24 protein-coding genes are annotated in these 22,731 nt (G+C 64.2%); 8 read left to right on the top strand and 16 right to left on the bottom strand.

The annotated features are described in order from the left end of the window. Positions 1–48: 48 nt before the first annotated feature. Entirely contained in the window at positions 49–1,017 is a 969-nt protein-coding gene (locus H7F36_RS07580; RefSeq protein ID WP_187054098.1) for a TIGR01777 family oxidoreductase, read from the bottom strand. Between the two features lie 137 nt (positions 1,018–1,154). Here H7F36_RS07580 and queA point away from each other — a divergent pair, with 137 nt between their 5' ends. From queA to tgt, 3 genes are read left to right on the top strand one after another with little or no spacing between them, the layout of a single operon-like run. After that, the gene (gene queA, locus H7F36_RS07575; RefSeq protein WP_187054097.1) at positions 1,155–2,216 is read left to right on the top strand and encodes a tRNA preQ1(34) S-adenosylmethionine ribosyltransferase-isomerase QueA; all 1,062 of its coding nucleotides are present in this window, start codon (positions 1,155–1,157) and stop codon (positions 2,214–2,216) included. Then, positions 2,213–3,436, top strand: a complete 1,224-nt coding sequence (locus H7F36_RS07570) for a PQQ-dependent sugar dehydrogenase (protein ID WP_187054096.1) — start codon at positions 2,213–2,215, stop codon at positions 3,434–3,436. Before queA ends, H7F36_RS07570 begins: the two co-directional genes overlap by 4 nt. After that, positions 3,433–4,629 carry a tRNA guanosine(34) transglycosylase Tgt gene (gene tgt, locus H7F36_RS07565; protein WP_187054095.1) on the top strand — a complete coding sequence of 399 codons (1,197 nt, stop codon included), beginning with the start codon at positions 3,433–3,435 and terminating at the stop codon, positions 4,627–4,629. The genes H7F36_RS07570 and tgt overlap by 4 nt, the downstream gene beginning before the upstream one ends. Here the strand turns inward: tgt and H7F36_RS07560 are convergent. Then, positions 4,626–5,564: an aldose 1-epimerase gene (locus H7F36_RS07560; protein ID WP_187054094.1), complete on the bottom strand. Its 939-nt coding sequence runs from the start codon at positions 5,562–5,564 to the stop codon at positions 4,626–4,628. The two genes, tgt and H7F36_RS07560, sit on opposite strands and share 4 nt — an antisense overlap. An 86-nt stretch (positions 5,565–5,650) precedes the next feature. On the opposite strand from H7F36_RS07560, the gene H7F36_RS07555 reads away from it, so the two are divergent. Then, positions 5,651–6,463 (top strand): SDR family NAD(P)-dependent oxidoreductase, encoded by an 813-nt coding sequence (locus H7F36_RS07555; RefSeq protein WP_187054093.1) that lies wholly within the window; start codon positions 5,651–5,653, stop codon positions 6,461–6,463. Between the two features lie 91 nt (positions 6,464–6,554). On the opposite strand, the gene H7F36_RS07550 is transcribed toward H7F36_RS07555, so the two are convergent. The 6 genes from H7F36_RS07550 to H7F36_RS07525 form a co-directional block, all read right to left on the bottom strand. Then, a complete protein-coding gene (locus H7F36_RS07550; protein ID WP_187054092.1) occupies positions 6,555–6,947 on the bottom strand; it encodes a DUF3597 domain-containing protein in 393 nt (130 codons plus the stop codon). A gap of 124 nt (positions 6,948–7,071) precedes the next feature. After that, positions 7,072–8,187 carry a serine endopeptidase gene (locus H7F36_RS07545; RefSeq protein WP_187054091.1) on the bottom strand — a complete coding sequence of 372 codons (1,116 nt, stop codon included), beginning with the start codon at positions 8,185–8,187 and terminating at the stop codon, positions 7,072–7,074. Between the two features lie 6 nt (positions 8,188–8,193). Further along, on the bottom strand, positions 8,194–8,418 hold the full coding sequence (locus H7F36_RS07540; protein WP_187054090.1) for a hypothetical protein: 225 nt from the start codon (positions 8,416–8,418) through the stop codon (positions 8,194–8,196). A gap of 252 nt (positions 8,419–8,670) precedes the next feature. Continuing rightward, the gene (locus H7F36_RS07535; RefSeq protein ID WP_222620446.1) at positions 8,671–9,240 is read right to left on the bottom strand and encodes a phosphatase PAP2 family protein; all 570 of its coding nucleotides are present in this window, start codon (positions 9,238–9,240) and stop codon (positions 8,671–8,673) included. A gap of 64 nt (positions 9,241–9,304) precedes the next feature. After that, complete coding sequence (locus tag H7F36_RS07530; protein ID WP_187054089.1) at positions 9,305–11,269, bottom strand: MFS transporter; 1,965 nt, start codon at positions 11,267–11,269, stop codon at positions 9,305–9,307. Positions 11,270–11,292: 23 nt separating this feature from the next. Beyond that, positions 11,293–12,189 carry a hypothetical protein gene (locus H7F36_RS07525; RefSeq protein WP_261802526.1) on the bottom strand — a complete coding sequence of 299 codons (897 nt, stop codon included), beginning with the start codon at positions 12,187–12,189 and terminating at the stop codon, positions 11,293–11,295. A gap of 150 nt (positions 12,190–12,339) precedes the next feature. On the opposite strand from H7F36_RS07525, the gene H7F36_RS07520 reads away from it, so the two are divergent. Beyond that, positions 12,340–13,071: a helix-turn-helix domain-containing protein gene (locus H7F36_RS07520; protein ID WP_187054088.1), complete on the top strand. Its 732-nt coding sequence runs from the start codon at positions 12,340–12,342 to the stop codon at positions 13,069–13,071. 73 nt (positions 13,072–13,144) lie between these two features. Here H7F36_RS07520 and H7F36_RS07515 read toward each other — a convergent pair whose 3' ends face one another. The 8 genes from H7F36_RS07515 to H7F36_RS07480 all read right to left on the bottom strand — a co-directional run bounded on the left by H7F36_RS07515 (position 13,145) and on the right by H7F36_RS07480 (position 21,079). Beyond that, positions 13,145–13,861 carry a response regulator transcription factor gene (locus H7F36_RS07515; protein ID WP_187054087.1) on the bottom strand — a complete coding sequence of 239 codons (717 nt, stop codon included), beginning with the start codon at positions 13,859–13,861 and terminating at the stop codon, positions 13,145–13,147. Positions 13,862–13,886: 25 nt separating this feature from the next. Then, on the bottom strand, positions 13,887–14,414 hold the full coding sequence (locus H7F36_RS07510; protein WP_187054086.1) for a hypothetical protein: 528 nt from the start codon (positions 14,412–14,414) through the stop codon (positions 13,887–13,889). A gap of 314 nt (positions 14,415–14,728) precedes the next feature. Continuing rightward, complete coding sequence (locus H7F36_RS07505) at positions 14,729–15,061, bottom strand: FHA domain-containing protein (RefSeq protein ID WP_187054085.1); 333 nt, start codon at positions 15,059–15,061, stop codon at positions 14,729–14,731. Positions 15,062–15,173: 112 nt separating this feature from the next. Further along, entirely contained in the window at positions 15,174–16,451 is a 1,278-nt protein-coding gene (locus tag H7F36_RS07500) for an FIST C-terminal domain-containing protein (RefSeq protein WP_187054084.1), read from the bottom strand. 4 nt (positions 16,452–16,455) lie between these two features. Further along, positions 16,456–17,223, bottom strand: coding sequence for a PhaM family polyhydroxyalkanoate granule multifunctional regulatory protein (locus tag H7F36_RS07495; protein WP_187054083.1), 768 nt, complete (start codon positions 17,221–17,223; stop codon positions 16,456–16,458). A gap of 63 nt (positions 17,224–17,286) precedes the next feature. Further along, on the bottom strand, positions 17,287–18,201 hold the full coding sequence (locus H7F36_RS07490; RefSeq protein WP_187054082.1) for a copper chaperone PCu(A)C: 915 nt from the start codon (positions 18,199–18,201) through the stop codon (positions 17,287–17,289). 26 nt (positions 18,202–18,227) lie between these two features. Next, a complete protein-coding gene (locus H7F36_RS07485; RefSeq protein WP_187054081.1) occupies positions 18,228–20,606 on the bottom strand; it encodes a TonB-dependent receptor in 2,379 nt (792 codons plus the stop codon). Positions 20,607–20,707: 101 nt separating this feature from the next. Next, positions 20,708–21,079 carry a DUF2946 family protein gene (locus H7F36_RS07480; RefSeq protein ID WP_187054080.1) on the bottom strand — a complete coding sequence of 124 codons (372 nt, stop codon included), beginning with the start codon at positions 21,077–21,079 and terminating at the stop codon, positions 20,708–20,710. Positions 21,080–21,133: 54 nt separating this feature from the next. Here H7F36_RS07480 and H7F36_RS07475 point away from each other — a divergent pair, with 54 nt between their 5' ends. The 3 genes from H7F36_RS07475 to H7F36_RS22145 are packed head-to-tail and all read left to right on the top strand — an operon-like array spanning position 21,134 to position 22,716. Beyond that, positions 21,134–21,547, top strand: coding sequence for a VOC family protein (locus H7F36_RS07475; RefSeq protein WP_187054079.1), 414 nt, complete (start codon positions 21,134–21,136; stop codon positions 21,545–21,547). Next, complete coding sequence (locus H7F36_RS22150; RefSeq protein WP_261802525.1) at positions 21,544–22,287, top strand: toxin-antitoxin system YwqK family antitoxin; 744 nt, start codon at positions 21,544–21,546, stop codon at positions 22,285–22,287. The genes H7F36_RS07475 and H7F36_RS22150 overlap by 4 nt, the downstream gene beginning before the upstream one ends. Next, positions 22,288–22,716: a hypothetical protein gene (locus tag H7F36_RS22145; protein ID WP_261802524.1), complete on the top strand. Its 429-nt coding sequence runs from the start codon at positions 22,288–22,290 to the stop codon at positions 22,714–22,716. The last annotated feature ends 15 nt before the right edge of the window (positions 22,717–22,731 follow it).

Here is a 22,731-nt window from a genome sequence, read left to right as displayed (position 1 = left end):
CCGTCGCCGGCGCTGACTTGTTCTTCCGGAGCGACGCCTTGGGCACGGTCAGCAAAGATCCTGCAACGCGCTCAGCGCATCCGGGAAGCGAAAGCGGAAGCCGGTTCTCTCGAGGTTCGCCGGCACCACGCGCTGTCCTTCGAGCAGCACGTCCGCCTGCTCGCCCAGCGCCAGCCGGACCGGCCAGGCTGGGGTCGGCAGCCAGCAGGGCCGATGCAGAACCTGCGCCGCGGTACGCGCGAACGCCTCCTGCGAGAGGTGACCCGGCGCAGTGAAGTTATAGGCCTGCGGTGCCAGCGGGGCATCGGGCTGCGCCGCGACGCGCCACACGTGCGCCATGCCGCGAACAATGTCATGCACGTGAATCCACGACGTGCATTGCCGCCCTGTTCCCAACCGTCCACCGGCGCCGAGCCGGATCGGCGCAAGCAGTTTGGGCAGCGCCCCGCCATGACCCAGGACCAGACCGAACCGCAGACACGCCACGCGCACGCCATGGCGTGCCGCCGTGTGCGCTGCGGCCTCCCAGCGCTGGCACAAAAGCGACATGAAGATGTTTTGCGGCGGGTTCGACTCGGTCAGCTCGGCAGTGTCGTCTTGTGACTGCACCCCGTAGTAGCCGATGGCCGATCCCGACAGCATCAGCCAAGGCTTGACCGCCCGCGTGCCGATCCACTCGACCAGCTTTTGCGTCAGCCCTTCACGACTGGCCAGCAACTCGGCTCGACGGTGTGTGGTCCAGCGCGGGCCGATGACGGGCGCGCCCGCCAGGTTGACGATCACATCGACGGCCGGCACGGGCGGGATTTCTTCGAGTCGCCGGACGCAGCGCACGCCCGTGCCGAAGAGCTGCGTGGCCGCCGTCGCATCGCGCGTCCAGACGCTGACCGAGTGCCCGTCGGCCTGCAGCGCCTCGATCAGCAGTCGACCGATGAACCCGGTCCCGCCGGTGACCAGCACATGGGCGGGACCTGTGCCGAAACGAACCGGCGCCGCGAAGTCGGATGAAGAGATCATGCAATCGATTCTGCCGCCTGAACAAGATTTGAGTTTGGGAACCGGTGGCGTTGAATCGGGGGTGGGACAATCCGTCCTGATTTTTCCTCGGCACACTCGCCGCCACCTTGGAACGGGCCTGTCCAGCCCTCAAGCGCATGCGCAACTTCACGCTCTCCGATTTCGACTTCGATCTGCCCCCTGAACTGGTGGCACAACACCCGGCCCTCGAACGCACGTCGTCCCGCCTGCTTGATAGCACCGCGGCTACAGCGGGCTCAGCAGGCACGGTGGTCGATCGCATCTTCAAGGACCTGCCTTCGCTGCTGCGCGCGGGCGACCTGCTGGTCTTCAACGACACGCGCGTCGTCAAGGCCCGCCTCTTCGGCGAGAAACCGACCGGCGGCAAGCTCGAGCTTCTGGTCGAGCGCGTGCTCACCGGCAACGAAGTCGTGGCTCACATGAAGGTCAGCAAAAAGCCGCTGGTCGGCACCACGCTGCAGATGGTCGGCGGCTTCAACGCGACGCTGCTCGGACGCTGGCCCGATGAACGAGGCGCGCTGTTCCGCTTCGCTTTCGACAGTGACGCCGGCGACGACCCGTACGCGCTCATGAGCCGTTGCGGTCACGTGCCCTTGCCGCCTTACATCACCCACACCGATTCGGCCGACGACGAGAGCCGCTACCAGACCGTGTTCGCGCGCGTGCCTGGCGCGGTCGCTGCGCCGACGGCCGCATTGCACTTCGACGAAGCCCTGCTCGCGGAACTCGCGGCCCGCGGCATCGAGCGCGCGAGCGTCACGCTGCACGTCGGCGCCGGCACCTTCCAGCCCGTCAAGACCGAGAACATCGCAGAGCACACGATGCACGCCGAGCGCTACGAAGTGCCCGAAGCCACGCAGCGCGCCATTGCCGCCTGCAAGGCACGCGGCGGCCGAGTCGTCGCCGTTGGCACGACCACGGTGCGGACGCTCGAATCTTGGGCGAGAAGCGGTGAGGCTTCGGGCGATACGCGCATCTTCATCACGCCCGGTTTCGCCTTCCAGCATGTCGATGTACTGGTCACCAACTTCCATTTGCCGAAGAGCACCTTGATGATGCTGGTCAGCGCCTTCGCCGGCTACGAACACGTGATGGCGCTGTATGCGCACGCCATCGCTCGGCGCTATCGATTCTTCAGCTACGGTGACGCCATGCTTCTGGCGCGCGCACCGTCATGACCTTCACCCGCTTTGCATCGTTTGCCGCGCTGGCTTTGTGCGGGCTGGCGCCTTTCGCCGGTCAAGCACGCGGCTACACACCGCAAGGCATGTGCGGCGACTACGCACGGCTCGACATCACGAGTCCTACCGGCACCTGCGTCGCGCTGCTGGCCGATGAGGCCCAGGGCCTGCGCGCACCGCGCCGCATCCTCGAAGTTGCGCCGGGCCGCTACTGGGTGGTCGACATGGGCTCATGGGAGCCGCGCCATGGCCGACTGCTCGAGATGACGCTGCCGACCGACGGCCCGGCCCCGCGGCGGGCGCGGTTCACCGTACTGGCTGAGCAGCTCGATCGCCCATTGGGACTCGTCATCGGACCGGACGGCAAGGCGTACATCGGCGAGTCGAGCGCGATCTGGCGCACGCCGATCCCTGCTCTCGGCGGCGCGCTGCAGCGCGAGCCGTTGATCGACGGCCTGCCCGGCAACGGCACGCATCCTCTCAAGGAACTGGCGTTCGCGCCGGACGGGCATCTCTTCGTCAACGTCGGCTCAGATTCCGACAATTGCCGTGACACGGCGAAGCAGTTCCCCCTGCCTTGCCCGGACCTGGCCAGACCGAAGCCTCGCGCTGCGGTCTACGAAGCCGTGTTGGCGACGCCGGGTTTCAAGCTGCAGAGCTTCAAGCCTTTTGCGACAGGCCTGCGCAATTCGGTCGCGCTGACCGTCCTGCCCGACGGGCCGGCCAAGGGCACGGTGCTGCAAGGCGAGAACTCCATCGACTATGAAGAAGTCGGTCAGCCGCCCGAAGAACTCAACCGCCTGCAGGCCGGCCGCGATTACGGCTGGCCTTACTGCGTCGGCAATCGCCAGCCCGCGCGTGGCTACGAGGACCGGTACGACTGCAAGACGACCGAAGCTCCGCTCATGCTTTGGCCAGCGCACGTCGCGCCACTGCAGATGATGGTCGGCCCCACTGGCAGCCGCTTCGCCGGCCAGGTTCTGGTCGCATGGCGCGGCCACCAACCGCCGGGTCACCGCGTGGTCGGCTACAAGCTCAACGCGCAGGGGCTGCCTTCAGGCAAGCCGATCGACTGGCTCTCGGGCTGGGACCCCAAGCCCGGCGTGCGCCCAATGGGCAAGCCCACCGGTATTGCCGTCGACCGCCAGGGCCGCCTGCTGGTGGTCGAAGACCTCAATCGCACCATCCTCATGTTGCTGCCCTCCCCAAAAAAATGACCGACACGTCCACCCTGCCCCGCCTGAAGTTCGACCTGCTCGCGACCGACCCGGCAAGCCACGCGCGACGCGGCACGCTCACCCTCAACCACGGTGTCGTGCAAACGCCGATATTCATGCCCGTCGGGACATACGGCACCGTCAAGGGCGTGATGCCGCGCAGCCTGGAAGAGATGGGCGCACAGATCATCCTGGGCAACACCTTCCATCTGTGGATGCGTCCGGGACTCGACGTGATGGCGAGCTTCGGCGGACTGCATCAGTTCGAGAAGTGGAACAAGCCGCTTCTCACCGACTCGGGCGGTTTCCAGGTGTGGTCGCTCGGCGCGATGCGCAAGATCAGCGAAGAAGGCGTCAAGTTCGCATCGCCCGTGAACGGCGACAAGCTCTTCTTGACGCCCGAAGTCTCGATGCAGATCCAGACCATCCTGAACAGCGATATCGCGATGCAGTTCGACGAGTGCACGCCGTACGACACCGCAGGCCACATCACGACCGAGGCCGAAGCCCGCACGTCGATGGAACTCAGCCTGCGCTGGGCCGCGCGTTGCAAGACCGAGTTCGAGCGGCTCGAGAACCCCAACGCGCTCTTCGGCATCGTGCAGGGTGGCATGTTCGAGAACCTGCGCGAAGAGTCGCTGGCCGCGCTGGTCGACATGGACTTTCCCGGCTATGCCATCGGCGGGGTGAGCGTGGGCGAGCCAAAGGAAGAGATGCTGCACATCATGGGGCACACGCCGCACCGGCTGCCCACGAACAAGCCGCGCTACCTGATGGGCGTCGGCACGCCGGAAGACCTGGTGCAGGGCGTTGCCGATGGCGTCGACATGTTCGACTGCGTGATGCCCACGCGCAATGCGCGCAATGGCACCATCTTCACGCGCTATGGCGACTTGAAGCTGCGCAACGCGCGCCACAAGACCGACCCGCAGCCACTCGATCCGAGCTGCACTTGCCACGCCTGCGCAGGCACATCAGGCGTGAGTTGGGACGATGGCGGGCGCGATGGCTTCAGCCGCGCTTACATGCACCACCTCGACCGCTGTGCCGAGATGCTCGGGCCGATGCTTTGCACCATCCACAACCTGCACTATTACCTGAACCTGATGCGAGAGATCCGCGAGGCGCTCGACGTGGGGCGCTTTGCCGACTTGCGCGCACGCTTCAAGGCCGACCGCGCACGCGGGATCTAGTTTTCGGGACGCAACGTCCAACGACCCGTCAACGATGCGCCCGGCGCCAGCACCGTGCCGCCCAAAGTCTCGACCGGGTAGCGGTCCGACAGGTTGATGGCGTCGGTGCATTGGCTTACCGGCTCGGCGCAAAAGTGGTCGGCGCCGCGCGGGCAATACAGCACGAAGAAATCCAGCGGCGACTCGGCCGCCATGACGATGGCGTGCCCGCTGCCGGGCCACTCGATGCGTGCGCTGTGCTGCCAGCCGGCAAAGTTGTTGTCGAGGTCGAGCGCATCGAGGCCGACGCCATCGCGCAGCATCGCCACGTCGGGTGTCGCTTCGAGCGCGACGGGCATCACCTCGGCATCGCCACGCCACATGGCGTCGGTCACGGTCTGCAGGCGCGTGCCCGGGTGGTGCGGAAAGTAAGGGTGGTGGCCGATGCCGGCCGGCATCGCCACGTCATCACGGTTGGTCAGCACAATCGTCGCAACCAAGCCAGTCGCATCGAGCTCGAAAACCTGCGATGCCTCGAAACGCCAGGGCCACGCAGCGCAGGCATTCACCTGCAATGAGAGCTTTACACGCGCCGGCGTCGCCTCGTCGACCGTCCAGGACCGCAGCCACCCGAGGCCATGCAGTGGATGACGACCTGAAGGCGAGGCGGGATGTCCGGGTGGCACGTCGATCTCCCGGACGCCGAAGCGGGCATGGCCATCGCGGATGCGATTGCACCAAGGCAACAGCGGATAACTCGCCATGCCAGACGGGTTGCGCTGCGCCAGTGCCGCTGGCGTCGCCGGCCGGAGCCAGTCAGTGCGCGCACCGTCGCGTTCGCTCCAGAAGGCAGCGATGGCGCCGCCGACCGATGGCGCCAGCGTCATGCGCAGCGCGCCGGCTTCGAGATGCACCAGAGCATCGGCTGTCTGGTCCGGGACTTCGACTGGGTTCATGCAGGTCCTGCGGGCGAATCGCCTCGATCGCGGCATTCTCGTTCACACGGGTATCGGGCGTGAACAAGGTCGACGAAAATTGCAGCATGACATCGTCCATCGTGCCTTCGACTCCCCCGCCCTCGACCTCGCCTTCCGCTTCGCTTTCGGCGCGGTACCCGTCGCTCGAAGGCCGCGTCGTGTTTATCTCCGGGGGTGCGACCGGCATCGGCGAAGCGCTGGTCAGCGCATTCCATGCGCAGGGCGCGCGAGTCGGCTTTTGCGACTTGGACGCCGTTGCCGGCGCCGCATTGGCTGCGCGACTGAAAGGGCCCAATGCAGCCCTCTTCTTGACCTGCGACGTCACCGATGTGGCCGCGCTGCACGGCGCCATCGATACGGTACGCAAACACTTCGGCCCGATCGGCGTGCTGGTCAACAACGCGGCGAACGACCGGCGCCACGACATGGCCGATGTCACCAGCGAAGACTTCGACCGGCTGGTCGCGGTCAACATCAAGCACCAGTTCTTCGCGGCGCAAGCAGTGGCCGGAGACATGCGCTCGCTCGGCGGCGGATCAATCATCAACTTCGGCTCGATCAGTTGGATGATCAAGGGCGCCGGCTATCCGGTGTACCAGGCGTGCAAGGCTGCGGCACGCGGGCTCACGCGGTCGCTGGCGCGAGATCTGGGCAAGCAGAACATCCGTGTCAATTCGATCGTGCCGGGCTGGGTGATGACGGAGCGGCAATTGCGCTTGTGGGTCAAGCCCGAGTCGGCGGCCGAGATCGATGCGGCCCAGTGCCTGCCGGGCCGCGTCATGGCTGAAGACATCGCCAGCATGGCGCTCTTTCTGGCTGCTGACGACTCGAAGATGTGCACGGCACAGGACTACGTGGTCGATGCAGGCTGGACCTGATCTTGCCGACCATGCACCAAGCAAAAAGCCCGGCAAGCCGGGCTTCTTGTCGTCCGCATCCGGCATAAGCCAGAGCGCGGATGAGCGCAGGTCAGTCGCGCAGCTCAGCTGGCACCGTGCCGCCGTTGGCCGCCAGCTTGGTCATGACCTGGCGATGCAGCCAGATGTTCATCTTGGCGCTGTCGCTGGTGTCTTCGCCATAGCTCAGTTCAGCGGCGAGCTTCTTGCGCTCGTCCAGACTGCTGTCGAGGCCGAGCAGCTTCATCAAGTCGACGATCGAAGTGCGCCAGTTCAGGTTTTTGGCGCCCGGCATGGCGTCGAGCACAGCGGCCACGTCGCCCAGCGGAATGGCCGGTGGTGGTGCAGCCGCGGCCGGGGCACCGGCAGGCGCAGGTGCTGGCGTGGGAGCAGCAGCCGTGGCCGTAGCGTCAGCGGCATGGGCCGAAGGGAAAATCTTGGAAAAAATGCTGCCGAAAATGCTCATGTTTTTGCTCCGTAGAAGGTGAAGGATGGTGGTTGAATCGGGCCCTTCCCGAACCTGCCGTCGCCGCACCTTTCGGTGACCGCGAAGCAGCATCTCGTTGTATCACGGGCCTGCGACGACCCTGTTACAGCGCAGCCACCGGACCTGTCAGCCGACCGGCCGCCCTGGAGTCGGCCGGCGGGGTCACAGCCGAATTGGTAGCCGACGCCGCAGCCGATGTACCGCAGGCATGGCAGAACTTCGAGAAGGCACTCTTGCGCGCGGCGCAATGCCCGCAGTGGTCGTACAGGCCAATGCCGCAATGTGGGCAAAAGTCGATGTCGGTGCTCTTCAAGTCGACTGGGCGCTCGCAACCGGGACACACGCTTTTGGCGAGCCGCGCGAGCGCCACGTCGTAGCTCAGCTCCTCGCGCCGGACTTGATCGGGCTGCTGCTCGGCCAGCTTTTGTTTAGCGAGGTAACGGTTGAGGCCGACGATCGCGTAGCGCCCCACCAGCACCGTGATGACGATGCCTACGATGTAGCGCACGTAACCGCCGTAGCTCGGCAGGTAAGGCACCAGCTCGACGAAAAATGCGAATAACGCGAAGTAGATGAAGCCCCAGACAAACGGCCAGTAGGTGCTCTTGCGCTTCTTCACGAAGAGCCAGCCGGCAACCGCGAGGAGTGGCAAGGTCAGCGCCAGCCGATAGCCGAACACGCGCAATTCGATACGCCGGTATTCGGCTTCGAGCTTGATGTTGGCATCGTGCTCGAGGACCCCGAGTTGTTCCTGCGCACGCTCCTGTGCCTGCCGCGCGTCGAGCGCGATCTGCTGCTGCGCGCTCAAGCGAACCTCGGCTTTGTCTTCGGCGGCCTTCAAAGCATCGAGCGCCTTGGTGCGTGCGATCAACTCGCTGTCCTGATCCGGCTGCGCGGTGGCGCGCCGAGTCGCGATCCAGTTACCAAAAGTCTCGCGCGCATTCCGGCTTGCTTGCTGCGCGACGTTGAGCTGCAACTCGGCCTGTTCAAGCTCTTGCGATGCCTTATGTTCTGCCGCCTCCGAAGTCTTGACGGTGGCGCGCAGCGGATCGGCCGCAACATGGTCGATGAAGTCGTCCATCTGGCGCACGCGCTCGACCTGCGGCAAATCGCCGACCAGCGTGCTGCCGAGGCCGATCAAGAATCCGGCGAACACCACCGACACCAGCCAGAGGCCGCGGCGAAACCATTTTTCGGAAAGACGTAAGGATTTGCTCATTTTTATTTACAGCGTAAGTGAGGTGATCGGGCCGAACGTGAGGGTGGTCAGCTTATGGCTTTGAACTTCAGCATGGGCCGTCTTGGTCGGGAACAGAAAGAGCCCCGCCAAGCTGACAGCCAGCGCCAGCAGCACGATGCGCAACGCCGCCCACAGCACGCGCTGCCAGCGGGGCACCTTGGCAGCCCGCTCGGCCTCGTAAGACGCGAAGTTGGTGATTCGACGAATCACGTCAGCCTCTCCTTGTGCTGCAACGCACGGTCGATGACGCCGCCGGTATCGCCACGACAGCACTCGCTGCAGTGCTGACGGCGATCACGAGAATGGCAACTGGAGCGGTTCATGACGGTGAAGTGCCTCGCGGCAAAGTGAAGGTGTGCGGATGATGGGTCGCACACCGCATGAAGGAGGCGAATTCATGCGCTGGTGGCGGCGCAATGGGCTCGTGGTATCCGCAGGAGATACCGCGCAGCGAGCAACGGCTCAGTGCCGATGAAGATCGTCGCGCGTAAAGGGCCGCTCGAGATGTGCGACCCGGACCGCTATCCGCTCGATCAAGTCTTGCGTCGGAGCGGGCGCTCCAATGGGCACGAACACCAGCGGCAGCGCCAGGCTGACCGCCACCCAGGGCCAGCGCAGCTTCGGGTGCGGCCGGTTGTGTTGAATCGCCAGAAAGGTGATGCTGACGATGCCCCCCATCAGGTAGCCCGCCAACACCTCGGAGATGGAATGGGCCTCGAGCACCAATCGAGAGACACCGATGACGAAGGCCAGCAACCAGCCGGCGATGGCGAAGGCCACACGCGGTGCATGGCCCCAGCGCGAGGCCATCAGCCACAACGCCACGGGCCAAATGCTGGTCGCCAGCATGGTGTGTCCGCTGACGCCGGTGAAGTCGAGCCGCGCATTGCCGATGCCCCAGCCGAGGAACGCCAGCTTGGACGCAAAAACGATGCTGCTGCCGAGCCCGAAGATCACGACCCAGCGGATCGCGCCGTTGCGGGTGCGTGGTGAGACGCCGAGCCAGACCGCGATCAGCGCGGCACAAGGCAACAGCAGACCGCTGTCGCCCAGAAGGGTCAGTAGATGCCAGCTCAGAAAGTGCTCCGTGGGTGCTTCATGCAGTCAACAGCGCACGCACGCGCTGTTGCAGTAGTTCGGGCTGGACGTCGGCCGGAGCCGCGGCGCTACCGACATTCAGACCGACGCTGCTGAAGAGGCCACGCCGGAACGGCTTGACCATCGCCACGTTTTTGTCTCCTCGCTTTTCAATGCGGCTGAAATAAGAGCCCCACAGATTGGTCAGCGCCATCGGCACGACCGGCACCTCCATGCCCTCGCTGCGCGCCATGTCGACGATCTTCATGATGCCGCCCTTGAAAGGTTGCAACTCGCCATCGCGTGTGAGCGCACCTTCCGGAAAGATCGCCAGCAGGTCGCCTTCGCGCAGCACGCCAATGGCCTGTGCAAACGCCGACTCGTAGGCCGCAGGATTCTCTTTGTTCGGTGCAATCGGGATCGCCTTGGCCAGCTTGAAAAGCCAGCCCAGCACCGGCACCTTGAAGATCTGGTGGTCCATGATGAAACGGATCGGTCGCGGGCTCGCGGCCATCAGCAGCACCGCATCGATGAAGCTCACGTGGTTGCAAACGAGGATAGCAGCGCCCTCGGTAGGAATGTGCTCGTCGCCGCACACCTTGAACCGATAGATGAAGCGCGACAACACCCAGGAGACGAAGCGCAACAGGTATTCCGGCACCAGCATGAAGATGTAGAAAGCGACGATGGCGTTGGCGATGCCGGTGAACAAGAAGATCTGCGGAATGGTGAAGCCGGCGCCGAGCAAGGCGCCGGCAATCACCGAACTCGCGATCATGAAAAGCGCGTTGAGGATGTTGTTGGCCGCGATGATGCGCGCGCGATGTGTCGGCTGGCTCCGCAACTGAATGAGCGCGTACATCGGCACGCTGTACAGACCCGCGAACAGCGACAGGAGTCCGAGGTCGGCCATCACGCGCCAGTGCGCCGGGCGCACTAAGAAGTCGCCGATACCCATCTCGGCCAGGGCCGGCAAGGCACGTGAAGCGAAGTACAGGTCGATCGCGAAAATGCTCATGCCGATCGCGCCCAACGGCACCAGGCCGATCTCGACCTGGCGCCGGCTCAACGTTTCACACAACAGCGAGCCGGTGCCGATGCCGATCGAAAACACCACCAACAGCAGCGACGCCACTTGCTCGTCGCCGTGCAGCACTTCCTTGGCGAAGCTCGGAAACTGGCTCAGGAACACCGCACCGAAGAACCACATCCAGGAGATGCCGAGCAGCGACCTGAAAACCACCACGTTGCCGTGCGCCAGTTTGAGGTTGCGCCAGGTTTCGCTGAACGGGTTCCAGTTGATGACGAGGTTGGGGTCGGTCGCGGGTGCGCGCGGAATCGCCTGTGCCACGCCGCGCCCGACCAAAGCCAGCAACACGCAAGCGACCGCCACCGACGTGTGCCCGATCTGCGGCACCGCGACCAGCAACCCGCCCGCCACCTGGCCCAGCAAGATGGCCACGAAGGTGCCCATCTCGACCATGCCATTGCCGCCAGTGAGCTCGCGCGCATCGAGCACCTGCGGCAGGTAGGCGAACTTGACCGGGCCGAAAAGAGTCGAGTGCAGCCCCATCAAAAACACGCAGCCAAGCAGCACGACCGCATTGGCGCTCATGAAGCCCCATGCCGCAATGAGCATGATCACGATCTCGAGGTTCTTGACGAAGCGGATCATCTTCGTCTTGTCGAACTTGTCGGTGAGCTGGCCAGACGTCGCGGAAAACAAAAGGAACGGCAGGATAAAAAGGGCACCGATCGCCAAGCCCGCCATGGCCGGCGGCATCCAGCTCAACTGCAGCTGGTAAGTCACCATCACGGTGAAGGCGAACTTGAAGAGGTTGTCGTTGGCCGCGCCGGCGAACTGCGTCCAGAAGAAAGGTGCGAAACGCCGCTGCTTCAGCAACGCGAACTGGTTGGCGTGCGCGTTGGCGTCGGGCGTTTGCAAAGCTGGTGAGGCCGTGACGGCAGCAGCGGGTGTGGTCATTCGATGTGTCCCTCGCGGGCTCCTCAGGCCGTGATCGCGGCCGCGCCCGGATTGTGCCGCAGGGTCCTGCGCCCGACGGTCTGCAAAGCATGCAGCACGGGCAAGCCGGCAAGCGCCGCCGTGAGGTGCTTCACGCTGTGGCCCGACACGATGTGGTGGGTGGCCTCGTAGACCGCGTGGTCCGACAGCTCGAACAGCTTGGCGAGCGCGTAGAAAAAGATGACCCAACCGAGCTTGAGCCCCACCGCGCCCCCACTTCCGGACACTTCGGGCAACGGCTTGGTCAACGCCAGCATGAGCACCAGCGCCATGCCGCCGAACTGCACCGTGGCCCACGGCGCGACGTTGCCTGTTTCGAACCAGATCGCCACCGCCAGCAACCCGCCTGCCAATGTGGCCCAGGCGGCGGCCCAACCGGCACGCTGGCTTACCCGGTCGCACACGGCCAGTCCGATGAGTCCAGCGAAGGCGATCGCCATGCCGGCGCGGTCGGCAGCGAGCCGCAACGTGTCGGGCTGCAGGTGATAGACCACCGAGGCGACTGCGCAAGCGATCAGCCCGGCGAAGAACATCCAGGCGCAGTCGAAGCTGTTGCCCAGACGTTGGCTCACGCCGAGGTCGACCGGCTCTCCAGCCGATGCGGCTGTCGGCGTGGCAGACAGCTCCGGCCGATCGAGCCAACGAAGCCACCGCAGCCCCAGCAGGCCGATCGCGAGGAACGGCAGGTTGCTCAACACGTCCATCGCGTTCGGCAAACTGTGCCAGCCACGGTCATCGGCAAAAACAGAGACCGCGTCGGGCCCGCTGAACGCAGGGCATGCAACGGCGAAAAGCGCCAGCAATGCGAATGCGGCGAACAAGATGCGCTCGCGGCGAGTTGATGCGGGTAACGACAGGTCGGGCAAGAATGGCAGGTGCATGGTGGGCTCCGTAGGCGGGTAGTGGTTCGCAGTCGGCCGGAATTTAAGTTGTCAATCGCTCCGCAGGCATCGAAAATCGATACGGGGTACCAATTCACGCCCCTCGGTACCAGTTTTCAATACTCAACCGCCCGAACCTGCGAGCAACCTATGAGCACCACCGTCGACCTCGTCCTCGCCCTGAAGAACGAACTGAAGAACGCTCGCATGACCTACGCCGATCTGGCGCGTGCGCTAGACATGGCGGAATCGAGCGTTAAACGCATGCTGGCCAAGGGCGACATGCCGCTGTCGCGCGTCGACGCGATCTGTCGTGCGCTGAAGATGGATTTCGCCGAGTTGGCGAGGCGTGTTGCCGATGCTCAGCCGCTGCTCAAGGAACTCACGCAGGAGCAGGAAAAAGCCGTGGTGCGCGACAAGAAGCTGCTGCTGGTCGCCATCAGCGTGCTGAGCCAGTGGACGCTGGAGCAGATCGTCACCGCGTATCGGATCAGCGAGGCGGAGTGCATCGGCTGTTTCGCGCAGTTGGACCGCATCGGCATCATCGAACTGCGGCCGCTCAACCGGTATCGGCTCAAGCTTGCCAAGACTTTTCGCTGGCGGCCGCACGGGCCGGTGATGGAGTTCTTTCGCGAGAACGTGGTGCTCGACTACTACCGAGGCGGCTTCGACGGGCCGGCAGAAGGCCTGCTGCTGGTGCACGGATCGATCAGCCAATCATTGGCGCCGGCTTTTCTCGAACGACTGCAGCGCGTCGCGCAAGACTTCGCGCAGCAGCACCAGACCGACCAGAAGCTATCCCCGAAGGATCGCGAGGGCTACACGCTGCTGCTGGGCATGCGCAACTGGGAGTTCGAACTGTTCACGCGCTTGCGCCGCTAGCGCTTCCGGCATCGCACTGCAGACGACAAAGCAGATGCTGCCTTCAGAAACACTCCGCCAAGACGGCGCACGTTCAGCCCTCCACTCGCAATCGTTCCAGCCGGTATCCGAAGCCATAGACCGCCTGTAGCTGAAATCCGTTCTCGACCGTGAGACCGAGTTGGGTGCGTACGCGCGATACGTGCGTGTCGATGGTGCGTGCCATGGCTTGGCCATTCCAGATCGCCTGGTTCAGGTGCTCCCGCGACAGCGGACTACCGAAGTGCTTGAACAGCAAACGGGCGACTTCGAACTCTTTGTGCGTGAGCTTCACTGCAACACCGTCACGCGTCACGACCCGCTGCGCTGCATCGAAGTGCATGCCTTCGGTCTGCTCGACGCTTTGCGTGAGGGTCGGTACCGTCAAACGGCGCATCAGCACGTTGATGCGGGCCAGCAGTTCGAAGGGTCGGCACGGTTTGACGAGGTAGTCGTCAGCGCCGCCGTTGAGCGCTTGCACCGTTTCGAATTCGCCGGCGCGCGCAGTCAACATCAGCACCGGCACGTTGGAGCCCATGTCGCCCCTCACTCGTCGCAGTACTTCATAGCCCGAAAGACCGGGCACGTTCCAGTCGAGCATCAGCAAGTCGAAGCTGTCTCGCTGCAGCAGGTCGTAGAAGGCATCGCCATTGGCCAGGTGCACAACATCGTGCGCATTGCGCCGAAGCAGATCCGTGACCGTATCGGCTTCGTCGATCGAGTCTTCGAGCAAGGCCACGCGCAGGCGCGCTTCCGAGGGTCCGCCGAACAAAGCGTTCGATCCCACAGGCTGCACATCAGCTCCGACGGGTCATTGGCGGCACTGTTTCGTTTTGGTACCAATCTGCCGGCTTGACACCCCACATGGCGTGAAGACGCGACAACCGTTGCTGTAGCTCGTCGTCGCTCGCGGGAAGCAGCAAGAAGTCGTTGCGCTCGCTGCCCATCACGTGGGTCGCCAGTTCGACCTGGTTCGGCTGCATGAGCAACGCGATCGGCGTTTGTGCCCCTGCCAGTCGACACAACAAATCGAGCTCTGTCCGAGCGCTTGCGCTCGAGCCGGCAAAGCTCACAACCAGCATCCCGAACTGTTGCCCTGAAACGTAGCAAGACAACAGATCGCTCGCACGGTCGAACGGCGCCGCAAGAAGCCGAAGCCCTTTGAGAATTTTCCAGGTGCGGGCACGCGTGCTCCCGAGCGGGTCGAGCAATGCGATCGTCTTTGCGGATGAACCGGTGTCGTACGCGTATGGCTGCGCCCTGCTGGACGACATTGCGCTGCCGCTGGTGCTGGCGCTGGTGCTGACCGGGGTGAGCGCGGGCATTACCGATCGCCCGTCACTTCGACATTGGCGACGCCGCTTTCATCAGTCCAGATGGAACGGTGAGACTTGTTCATTGTGAAATTCCTCCCCGGTGACCGGGATTTTTTGTGTGACAGGCTTGAAACTGAGGCGATTGTGTTCAGCCTCTACATAGGAGGAAAGGGGATGACACAGTTCTTGACACGCTTCTGTGACATACCGCCAAAACAAAAATTGAAATGTAAAAGTCCTCACATCCACATGTGAATGACATGTGACTTTTAGGAGCTACGCGGGCAAGCTGATCACCCACGGACTCCGACTCCTCGCGTTTTTCAACTGCTCGAGATCATCAGGTCGGAGTCGCGATAGCTCTCGACCTCGAAGAACCGAAAGCGTGTCTTGCCTATCTTCAACACATCGAGGTGTTGCAAAGCCTGCCGCTCGTCGACGAGGCGTTCGTTCACGAAGACGCCGTTCAAGCTGTGGAGATCGCGGATGGCAGCCGGCGCGTCGTCCGGCATTTCAATGCATGCGTGCTGACGGCTGACGCTCGTGTCGGAGACCACGACGTCGCAAACACCGTCGCGCCCCAGCAGCGCGTGAGCGCCGGAAAATACGATCAGTCTGGACAAACCTTCGTCCAGCCGAAGCAGGCTTCGTTTCATGTCTCTTCCCTTGTGCAGTGACACGCGGAGTCTCGCGCGACCCGCAATTCAATGTGTCAGACAAGGTGAGACAGCGGCACATTTCCGTCAACGACCGCACGCTGATCGCCGATTATTCGCTGGTGAAAACTGTCAGTACGCCGGTGTAGCCATAGAGGTGATGGCGCGCGATCTCGCCGGCTGCGAAAAAGCCGACGAGCGGAACGTCACCGAGCGCATGGCGAACGATCTGAAGTTCGGCACTGGGGGCACCGAAGTGCTGTCCGCCGCGGCCCGAACAGCTCACGTACACCGCGCCTGCAATGCGGCGTGCCGGATGCGGTGCGGCTTCTGCTTCGCCGGCAGCGACGGCACTCGCCACTGCCAGTGTCTGTTCTTCGGGCTCGAGCTCTTCGCGAATCTCGGCGCAGATGCGCATCAGGTCGGCGCGTGCGGCCTGCGCGTTGCGGCGGCAGAACGTGAGTCGCATCCCGGCTTCAGCCTGGTCGGCGATGGCAATGCCGCGACGCGTCGGATCGAGTCCGATGATGTGCCGCACCAGTACGTCGGAGCCGAGATCACCGGTGCGCCGAATGCCGTCGCTGCCCGCCGTGGCAAGGCCGATCAACGTATTGCGCACAGCATCGATGGCTTCCTGCGGCCGTTCGAGCGATACCTGCAAGTCGGCCAGCAGCACGTCGAGCGCCGGCTGACCGTCGAGCTTCAGCACCAGATTGCCGTCTGCCTCGGTGATCTCTCGTTCGCGTGCAGCGCCCGAGCGAATCGGCTGGCAGCCTTGCGTGACACGCGATACCAGTCGCACACCTTCGCCGAAGACGACGCCGGACAAGCCACCTGAAAACACGCCGCTCGCCGCACCGTGTCCACGGATGTTTCCGTTGCCCCCGACTGCGAATTGCAGCGCACCGGCGCGCCCAGACGAGAGACCGCCGAACAGGTAACCGGTGCTGGTGCGACCCGCCATTTCGGTGATCAACTCGGCGAGTTCAGGCGTGGCCGGGTCGGCATGGACCAGCGCTGTGTGCGCCTCGAAGCCGCTCATCTCGGCGCTGCCCAATGGCGCCACGCCGGAGAACACGCGGTATTGATCGCTCGGCAGCGCGCACAGCATCAAGCTGATGCCAGGCTCGTTGAAATACTCGGCGTTGTTGGCCGCCACGCCAATGCCGATGGTGCCGGACCAGTCGATCACCTCCGGCAGCTCGGCACTCAAATGCGCCAGGATGTCTTGTGCATCGGCGCCGTAGTGATCGGTAATGTAGAGCAGCCCGAGCGTCGGGGACGACGCGTAGTCGGGCAAAGTCATTTGCGCTCGCAACTGGGCGAGCACGAGGCCGGCCGCCATGCGCCATTGCGGATGGGTGGCGTGACCAGTGGGAAACAATTTCATGGGTTCATCGTTTTGCGACCGGGCGTCTGGGCGCCGCGGCGGGTTTCTCTGGAGATTTTCTGCCTGTCGGGCTGGTCTTGCGAGAGGCGGGCGATTTCTTCTTTGCGGTGAGCGGGCTGCCGGCTTTGGCTTTGGGTTTGGACTTGTCTGCGGCTTCGGCCGGCGGCTTCGGCATGGCAGGCATCTTGAGTTGCGCTGCGTCGTGCAGTGCCGACGCAGCGATCTCCTGAAACTGCTGTGTGAGCGAGCCCCACCACTTCAACGGATCGACCACGCCGGCAGCGCCTGTGGGTGCGCCTTCGGCCTTCGCGTCGGTTTCGGCTGCTGCCTCTGCCTCTCCCTCGGGCTTCGAAGCCGCAGGTGACGACGATGGCGTAAAAAAAGAAGAGGCCGATGGCGACGCCGAGGCCTCGGCAGCAGGCGCGGCAGCTCGCGTAAACGCACTCGCGATGTCTTCCATCCGAACATTCATGCCGCGCAGGGTCGACAGCGTCATCTTCTGCACTTCGAGCGCCTGAATCGTGGCCTTGAGGGCGTGGCCGTTTTGTTCGAGCCAGTATTGAACCGTCTTCAGCTCCTGGATGCGCTTGTCCACCTCTTCGACACTCAGCGTGGGCGCCACCCAACTCGACAACCCCGGCAGCGCACTACCATTTCCCGCGCCGATACCGCCGGTCCCACCGCCGCCAGCACTGCCGGTAGCGAGGTTCTTCAGGAAATCGAAGCCGGGAACGAACTGGCTGAAGGCAAAGGGCTTGCTTGCATCGGTCATGGCAGGTGTCTCCTGGAGGTTTTTTGTGCCGTCAGCTTACTCCAGGGGACCGCGTTTTCAGCGTCAGTGCATGTGCTGCATCGGGGTGGCCGGAGCGCCTTCTGGTGCACCGACGGGCAGCTTCAGTTCCAGAGAAGTCTTCGCGCCTTTGGCGTCTTCGAAACGCAGCGTCACCGGCACAGATATGCCCTTGGGCAAGGCCGCTTTCAAGTCCATCAACATGACGTGATAGCCGCCTGGCTTGAGCTCTACCGTTTGACCGGCCGGCAGGTCGACGCCGCCCGGCACGGCGCGCATCTTCATGGTGTCGCCTTCCATCTTCATCTCGTGCACTTCTGCGACACCGGCTGCGGGCGTCGAGATGCCGACCAGCCGTGAGCCCGATGGCGAGGTCAGCTTCATGAAAGCGCCGGTGCCACTCTGCCCTGCCACCGACTGACGCACGTAGGCATCCCGCACGTCGACAGTGGCAACGCCCGCCGCGACCACCATCAGTCGCGCCGCCGGTGCAGCCATGCCGTCGGTCGACGTGCCGCTGGCCGGGACTTGAGCCCAATCCGTGCTGCCGACATCGCAGGTTTGCAGCACCTTGAACCAGAGTGGCCCCGGCGCGGCGGGCGCCTTGCCGCTGAGCACGAACTCGGCGCGCTCTTTGCCCGGCAACGCGTTTTGCGGCGACTCGGCCGTCCAGCGCACCTCGGCCTCTCCGGGCGCCGCATTGGCCGCAGCCCGCTGCACGTCGAGCTTCCAGCCGGCCCGTGGCTCGGCATTCGCCAGCATGAAGCCGACAGGCAGGCGCACGCCGATGCCAGTGGTCGCCCCAGCATCCTTGCAGGCATGGCCGACACGGAAGACCGCGCGGTAGTCGCTGCCTGCCGTCGCGCCGCCGAGGGGTAGCGTGACATGGGCCAGGGCGGCAGCGGTGCCGGTGAGCAATACGCAAGCGGCAATGGTTCTGAGGGCGGTCGAAGTGGTCATTGAGGAAGTCCTTTGGTGTGTGTGAGTCACAGGTCGAAGCGAAGTTCGGCCGTGTAGGTGCGCTGCGGGTACGGGTGGAAGTTCCAGTACTGGTAGTTGTTGGCGTTGTCAATGCCGAAGGCGGCCGACCATTGCTTGTCGATCTGGTAGCGGACGCGCAAATCGACGGTGAAGTACTTGCTGGCGCCGAAGTAGGCATAGGCGTTGACGTCGCTGTTATCAAGGGCGGAATACTGCTTGCCGCTGTAGCGCGCTGCCACGGTAAAGGCCCATCGATCGTCCGGCTTGTACGTGGCGTACGCGGTGGAGCGCACGCGCGGCACGCGCGGCTGCCACTTGCCGACCGCTGCAGGAAACGCCGCATCGGCCACCGTCTTCGAGTTCGCGTAGGTCAGGCTGCCGCCGACATCGAGCCCTTTCATCAGCACGTCTTGCCCGGTGTACGCCAGCTCGACGCCGGTGGTGCGCACCTTGTCCACGTTCTGCACGCGAGAGACGGTCGATCCGGGGATCAGCTGGTTGAACAGCGCGTTCTTCGTCGTCTCGTGGAACAACGTAGCGCGCGCGGTGCCGTTGCCCAGGTCTTTTTCTAGCGACAGTTCACCGGTCCACGACTTCTCCGGCTTCAGGGTTGGGTCGTTGATGAACGACAGCGCACCACCCGATGTCGCGCCATACAGCTCACCCACGGTCGGATAGCGCACCGCGCGCCCGACCGATGCCTTGAGCACCGTATCGTCGGTCAACTGATAGGCCAGCGCCGCCTTGGGCGACACGTCGGACTCGCTGCGTTTGGCATAAGGCAGCGTGCTGGCCACAGTGGTGGCCGTGAAGCCATCGGTCGCCTGCCAGTCCTCGTAACGCAGGCCCAGTACCGTCTTCCACTTCGGCGCGAAACGCCAGCTGTCCTGCACCCATGCGTTGAGTGTCTCGGTGCGGCCGCCGACATTGCTGACTTGCGACAGCGACCCAAGCGCCGGGCCGTCGACCCAACTGCCCCCCACATTGGACTTCTGGATGCCCAGCTTGTACGCATCGCGCCCGACACCGAAGTCGACGATATGCGCACCGCCGACGCCTTGCGGGCGCCACGTGCCCTTGGCCGCCAGCGTGTTCCAGCCGGTGCGCCCGTCGCCCTGGTCTTGCAGCGTGCCGGCACCCCCGAAAGCGGCCAGCGGCAATGCGACGGTCGGTGCGCGCTGCTGGTCTTTCGAGTAGTCGTACAGGCTGGCCGACACCTCCCAGTCGAACACGCCCTGCGTGTGGCTCTTCAAAGACAGGCTGTGCATGGTGTGGGTCTGGCTGTCGTTGGTCAGCGCAAAGGCCGTCGGCGCCAGCGTGAAACTGCGGCCGTTGATGTTGACCGGGCCGCTGTAGACCGGCAAGCCAGCCGCATTGTTCAGATAGCTGGCCGAGCGGCCCTCCGATGTGTTCTGCCAATAGCCCAGTGTGTAGCTGGCGGTGATGGTCGGCGTCAAGTCATAGGCCAACTTGATCTTGGCGTGGTCCTGGATCGTGTGATACGCCGTGCCGGTACCCAGGATGTACCACGGCGTGTTGGTGGTGTTCAGGCCGGCCACCGCGCCAGCGACGGGCGTGCCGCGCGTACCAGCCACGCCAGAGGCCAGCGTGGCTGTAGTGAAGGTCAGCGGCTGGCCATGGCTGTCGGTGCGGTTGATGTCGACCCACCACGACCACGGACCCTCGTTGTTCTCGCCGCTGCGACTCCCGAGCGATGCGCTGGTCTGCCAGCTGTTGAAGGTCTTGCTGGTGCTGTAGAGGTCGTTGGGCTGCGACGAGTAGCCGGCCTTGACGTGCGCTTCGAGCCTGGTCGGCATGCGCGTCACGAAGTCGACCACCGCACCCGCCGAGTTGCCCGGATAGGCGGCAGAAAAAGGCCCGTACATCACGTCGACCCGCTCGATCTCCTCGGGTGTGACGAGCCCCCAGCGCGGCGCGTAATTGGTGCCGTTGGCGATGCCATTGCCCAGGTAGTTCGACAGCAGGATGCCATCGGCATAGACGGCAGAGCGCGCACTGTTGCCGGTGCCGGAGGCGCGCGTCGACAGGATCGCGTGGTTGTAGTCGCCGATGTAGCGCTTGCGCACCAACAGGCTGGGCAGGTACTTGAGCGCGTCTTCACTGTCGGTGGCGTTGATGCGGGTCTCGATTTCTTCTCGCGTCACGCCCTCGATGGTGGTGGGGATCTGCGTGGGCAGCGAAGTCGGGCGACCACCGGTGACGGTGACGACGCCGAGCGACTTCACGCGCTCGGGGGTTTCGTCCGCGGATGCTGCCGGCGCGGCGGAGGGTCTCGAGACAGGCACTGCGTTTTGCGCCAAAGCCGGCAACGCCAGCCACGGGAACGCTGCGCCGAGCGCGAGCGAAAGAAGGGTCTTGTTCAAGTGAAATTCTCCACGTCGCCACGAGGCGACGCTCCATTGCAAGGAAGGCGGCGACGCGGCACCCTCTTCGGGCGCAGCGCGCTACGACATCGACAAGAGGATCAGGAGAAAGCGGGCGGCGCGCGCGCCGGTGGCGGCGCGGCAGTGGCCGCGGCGATGCGCGCGGCCGGAATCGATTGCACCGCCCGGCCGAGCGGCAACGCAAGCGCGATGGCCGCGACCACCGGCAAAGGCGGCGGCGCACCAGCGAGCATGCACAGCGGGCAATCCATGTGCATGGTGCCCAGGTCTTGCGCGCCATCGTCGGTTTGCACCACGACCTTGAACGCGCCGGCGCTCGAACACACCAGTTCCATCGCCTGCGGGTTGACGACGGGTGACGCGATGGCCACGCCGAGCGACAGCGCAAACCACGCCAGCACCAGGCGCGCAAGAAACTGCACGTGGAAGCGAGGGCGGCGCGGGGTGAACATCGGTTGCGATTATGGCTTGAGGCACACTCCGCTTTCCAGCGATCGAGACCTCTCATGCACACCATTTTTCATCTGGCCTTTCATGTGCGCGACCTCGATGTCGCCCGTCGCTTCTATGGCGGCGTGCTCGGCTGCACCGAAGGCCGCAGCACCGACACCTGGGTCGATTTCGACTTCTTCGGCCACCAGATTTCATTGCATCTGGGTGAGCCTTTCGCAACCACCAACACCGGCCGCGTCGGCGACGTGATGGTGCCGATGCCGCACTTTGGCCTGGCGCTTGAACTGCCCGACTGGAAGGCGATGGCGGCGCGGCTCGAAGCGGCGCACACCGACTTCGTGCTGGAGCCGCAGGTTCGCTTCGAAGGCCAGCCAGGCGAGCAATGGACCATGTTCTTTTGCGACCCGTTCGGCAATCCGATCGAGGTCAAGGGCTTTCGCTCGCTCGCTACGGTCTACGACAAGTGAGGCGGCTGGCTTTCATCGGCGCGTGTCTTGTGGGTGCCGCTGGCGCCGCACACGCCATACAGGACTGCGAGCTCGACGGCGCACCCATCAACACGTCCAACGGCAACACCACGGCTGGAAAGACCGGCCTCATCCGCTGCAAGGACCGCGACACCGGCGAGGTGCAACGCGAGCAGCAGTTGCAGAACGGCGTCTTCATGGGCATCGTGCGCTACTACGAAAAAGGCAAGCTGTTGAAAGAGCACAGCGTCAACGCCAAGGGCAACATGGACGGCCGCGCGAGGGAGTTCGTCCCCGCCACCGGCCAAATGCTGCGCGACGCGGTGTACAGCGATGGCAGCGAAGTCGGGCTGGTGCGCGGCTTCTATCCCAGTGGGCAATTGCGGCGACTGAGTTTTGCGTCCTCCGAGGCCGGCAGCAGCGGCGAACGTGCGTATATCGAATACACGGAGCGCGGCCAGTTGTCGGCGCTGCGTTGTGCCGACAAACCCGTGCTGGCACCGGTCATCGACGACAGCAAGTTGTGCGGCTTTGCTTCGGCCGGTACACCGTCGCAGGTCGAGTTGTTCGATGGCAAAGGCACGGTGCGCATGCGCGTCTCTTATGCCGCGGGCAAGCGCGTGCGCAACGAAAACCTGTACGACAACGGCAAACCCCAGACGCAAGATGAGATCGTGGGCAACCAACGCACCGAGCGACGCTTTTCCTCCGAAGGTGTGAAGCGGCGCGAGGTACTCTAGTTGCTGGTCGAACGCGGCGCCGTCAAGCAGCGCGAGCAAGAGTTCTCGGAGCAAGGCTCGCTGGTGCGCGACCAGCGTTGGAACGCTGCCGCCGAACCGTTGATCGACGACAGCTTCTATCTGAATGGGCAGCCGCGCAGCAAGTCGGTCTACGCGGGGACGGGCGACGCGCGCACTGTCGACATGGCGCAAATCCATGACAACGGACAGCGATCTATGCAAGGACGCTACCTTGCGGCCGGCCGCTCGTCGCGGCAGATGCCGATCGGCACGCACCAGAGCTTCAACGACAACGGCGTGCTGGTCGCCGAATCGGTCTACGACGACAAGGGCCGCGTCACGCGGGAACGTGCGTTCGACGAGAACGGCAAGCTGCAGCGCGACGACGAAGTCTTCGAAGACGGGTCGCGCAAGGCGTTCGCGAAGTAGCTACGCCTGCGGCTG

This window comes from Variovorax sp. PAMC28562 (assembly GCF_014303735.1).
In the GTDB taxonomy this organism is placed as follows: Bacteria; Pseudomonadota; Gammaproteobacteria; order Burkholderiales; family Burkholderiaceae_C; genus Variovorax.
Note: the sequence above shows the minus strand (reverse complement) of the source record. Positions and strands in the feature narration are given on the sequence as shown.

What these genes read in the sequence shown, in the direction of transcription:
- H7F36_RS07580 (WP_187054098.1), bottom strand. Translation starts at nt 1,017, where the DNA reads ATGATCTCTTCATCCGACTTCGCGGCGCCGGTTCGTTTCGGCACAGGT.
- queA (WP_187054097.1), top strand. Translation starts at nt 1,155, where the DNA reads ATGCGCAACTTCACGCTCTCCGATTTCGACTTCGATCTGCCCCCTGAA.
- H7F36_RS07570 (WP_187054096.1), top strand. Translation starts at nt 2,213, where the DNA reads ATGACCTTCACCCGCTTTGCATCGTTTGCCGCGCTGGCTTTGTGCGGG.
- tgt (WP_187054095.1), top strand. Translation starts at nt 3,433, where the DNA reads ATGACCGACACGTCCACCCTGCCCCGCCTGAAGTTCGACCTGCTCGCG.
- H7F36_RS07560 (WP_187054094.1), bottom strand. Translation starts at nt 5,564, where the DNA reads ATGAACCCAGTCGAAGTCCCGGACCAGACAGCCGATGCTCTGGTGCAT.
- H7F36_RS07555 (WP_187054093.1), top strand. Translation starts at nt 5,651, where the DNA reads ATGACATCGTCCATCGTGCCTTCGACTCCCCCGCCCTCGACCTCGCCT.
- H7F36_RS07550 (WP_187054092.1), bottom strand. Translation starts at nt 6,947, where the DNA reads ATGAGCATTTTCGGCAGCATTTTTTCCAAGATTTTCCCTTCGGCCCAT.
- H7F36_RS07545 (WP_187054091.1), bottom strand. Translation starts at nt 8,187, where the DNA reads ATGAGCAAATCCTTACGTCTTTCCGAAAAATGGTTTCGCCGCGGCCTC.
- H7F36_RS07530 (WP_187054089.1), bottom strand. Translation starts at nt 11,269, where the DNA reads ATGACCACACCCGCTGCTGCCGTCACGGCCTCACCAGCTTTGCAAACG.
- H7F36_RS07525 (WP_261802526.1), bottom strand. Translation starts at nt 12,189, where the DNA reads ATGCACCTGCCATTCTTGCCCGACCTGTCGTTACCCGCATCAACTCGC.
- H7F36_RS07520 (WP_187054088.1), top strand. Translation starts at nt 12,340, where the DNA reads ATGAGCACCACCGTCGACCTCGTCCTCGCCCTGAAGAACGAACTGAAG.
- H7F36_RS07510 (WP_187054086.1), bottom strand. Translation starts at nt 14,414, where the DNA reads ATGCCCGCGCTCACCCCGGTCAGCACCAGCGCCAGCACCAGCGGCAGC.
- H7F36_RS07505 (WP_187054085.1), bottom strand. Translation starts at nt 15,061, where the DNA reads ATGAAACGAAGCCTGCTTCGGCTGGACGAAGGTTTGTCCAGACTGATC.
- H7F36_RS07500 (WP_187054084.1), bottom strand. Translation starts at nt 16,451, where the DNA reads ATGAAATTGTTTCCCACTGGTCACGCCACCCATCCGCAATGGCGCATG.
- H7F36_RS07495 (WP_187054083.1), bottom strand. Translation starts at nt 17,223, where the DNA reads ATGACCGATGCAAGCAAGCCCTTTGCCTTCAGCCAGTTCGTTCCCGGC.
- H7F36_RS07490 (WP_187054082.1), bottom strand. Translation starts at nt 18,201, where the DNA reads ATGACCACTTCGACCGCCCTCAGAACCATTGCCGCTTGCGTATTGCTC.
- H7F36_RS07480 (WP_187054080.1), bottom strand. Translation starts at nt 21,079, where the DNA reads ATGTTCACCCCGCGCCGCCCTCGCTTCCACGTGCAGTTTCTTGCGCGC.
- H7F36_RS07475 (WP_187054079.1), top strand. Translation starts at nt 21,134, where the DNA reads ATGCACACCATTTTTCATCTGGCCTTTCATGTGCGCGACCTCGATGTC.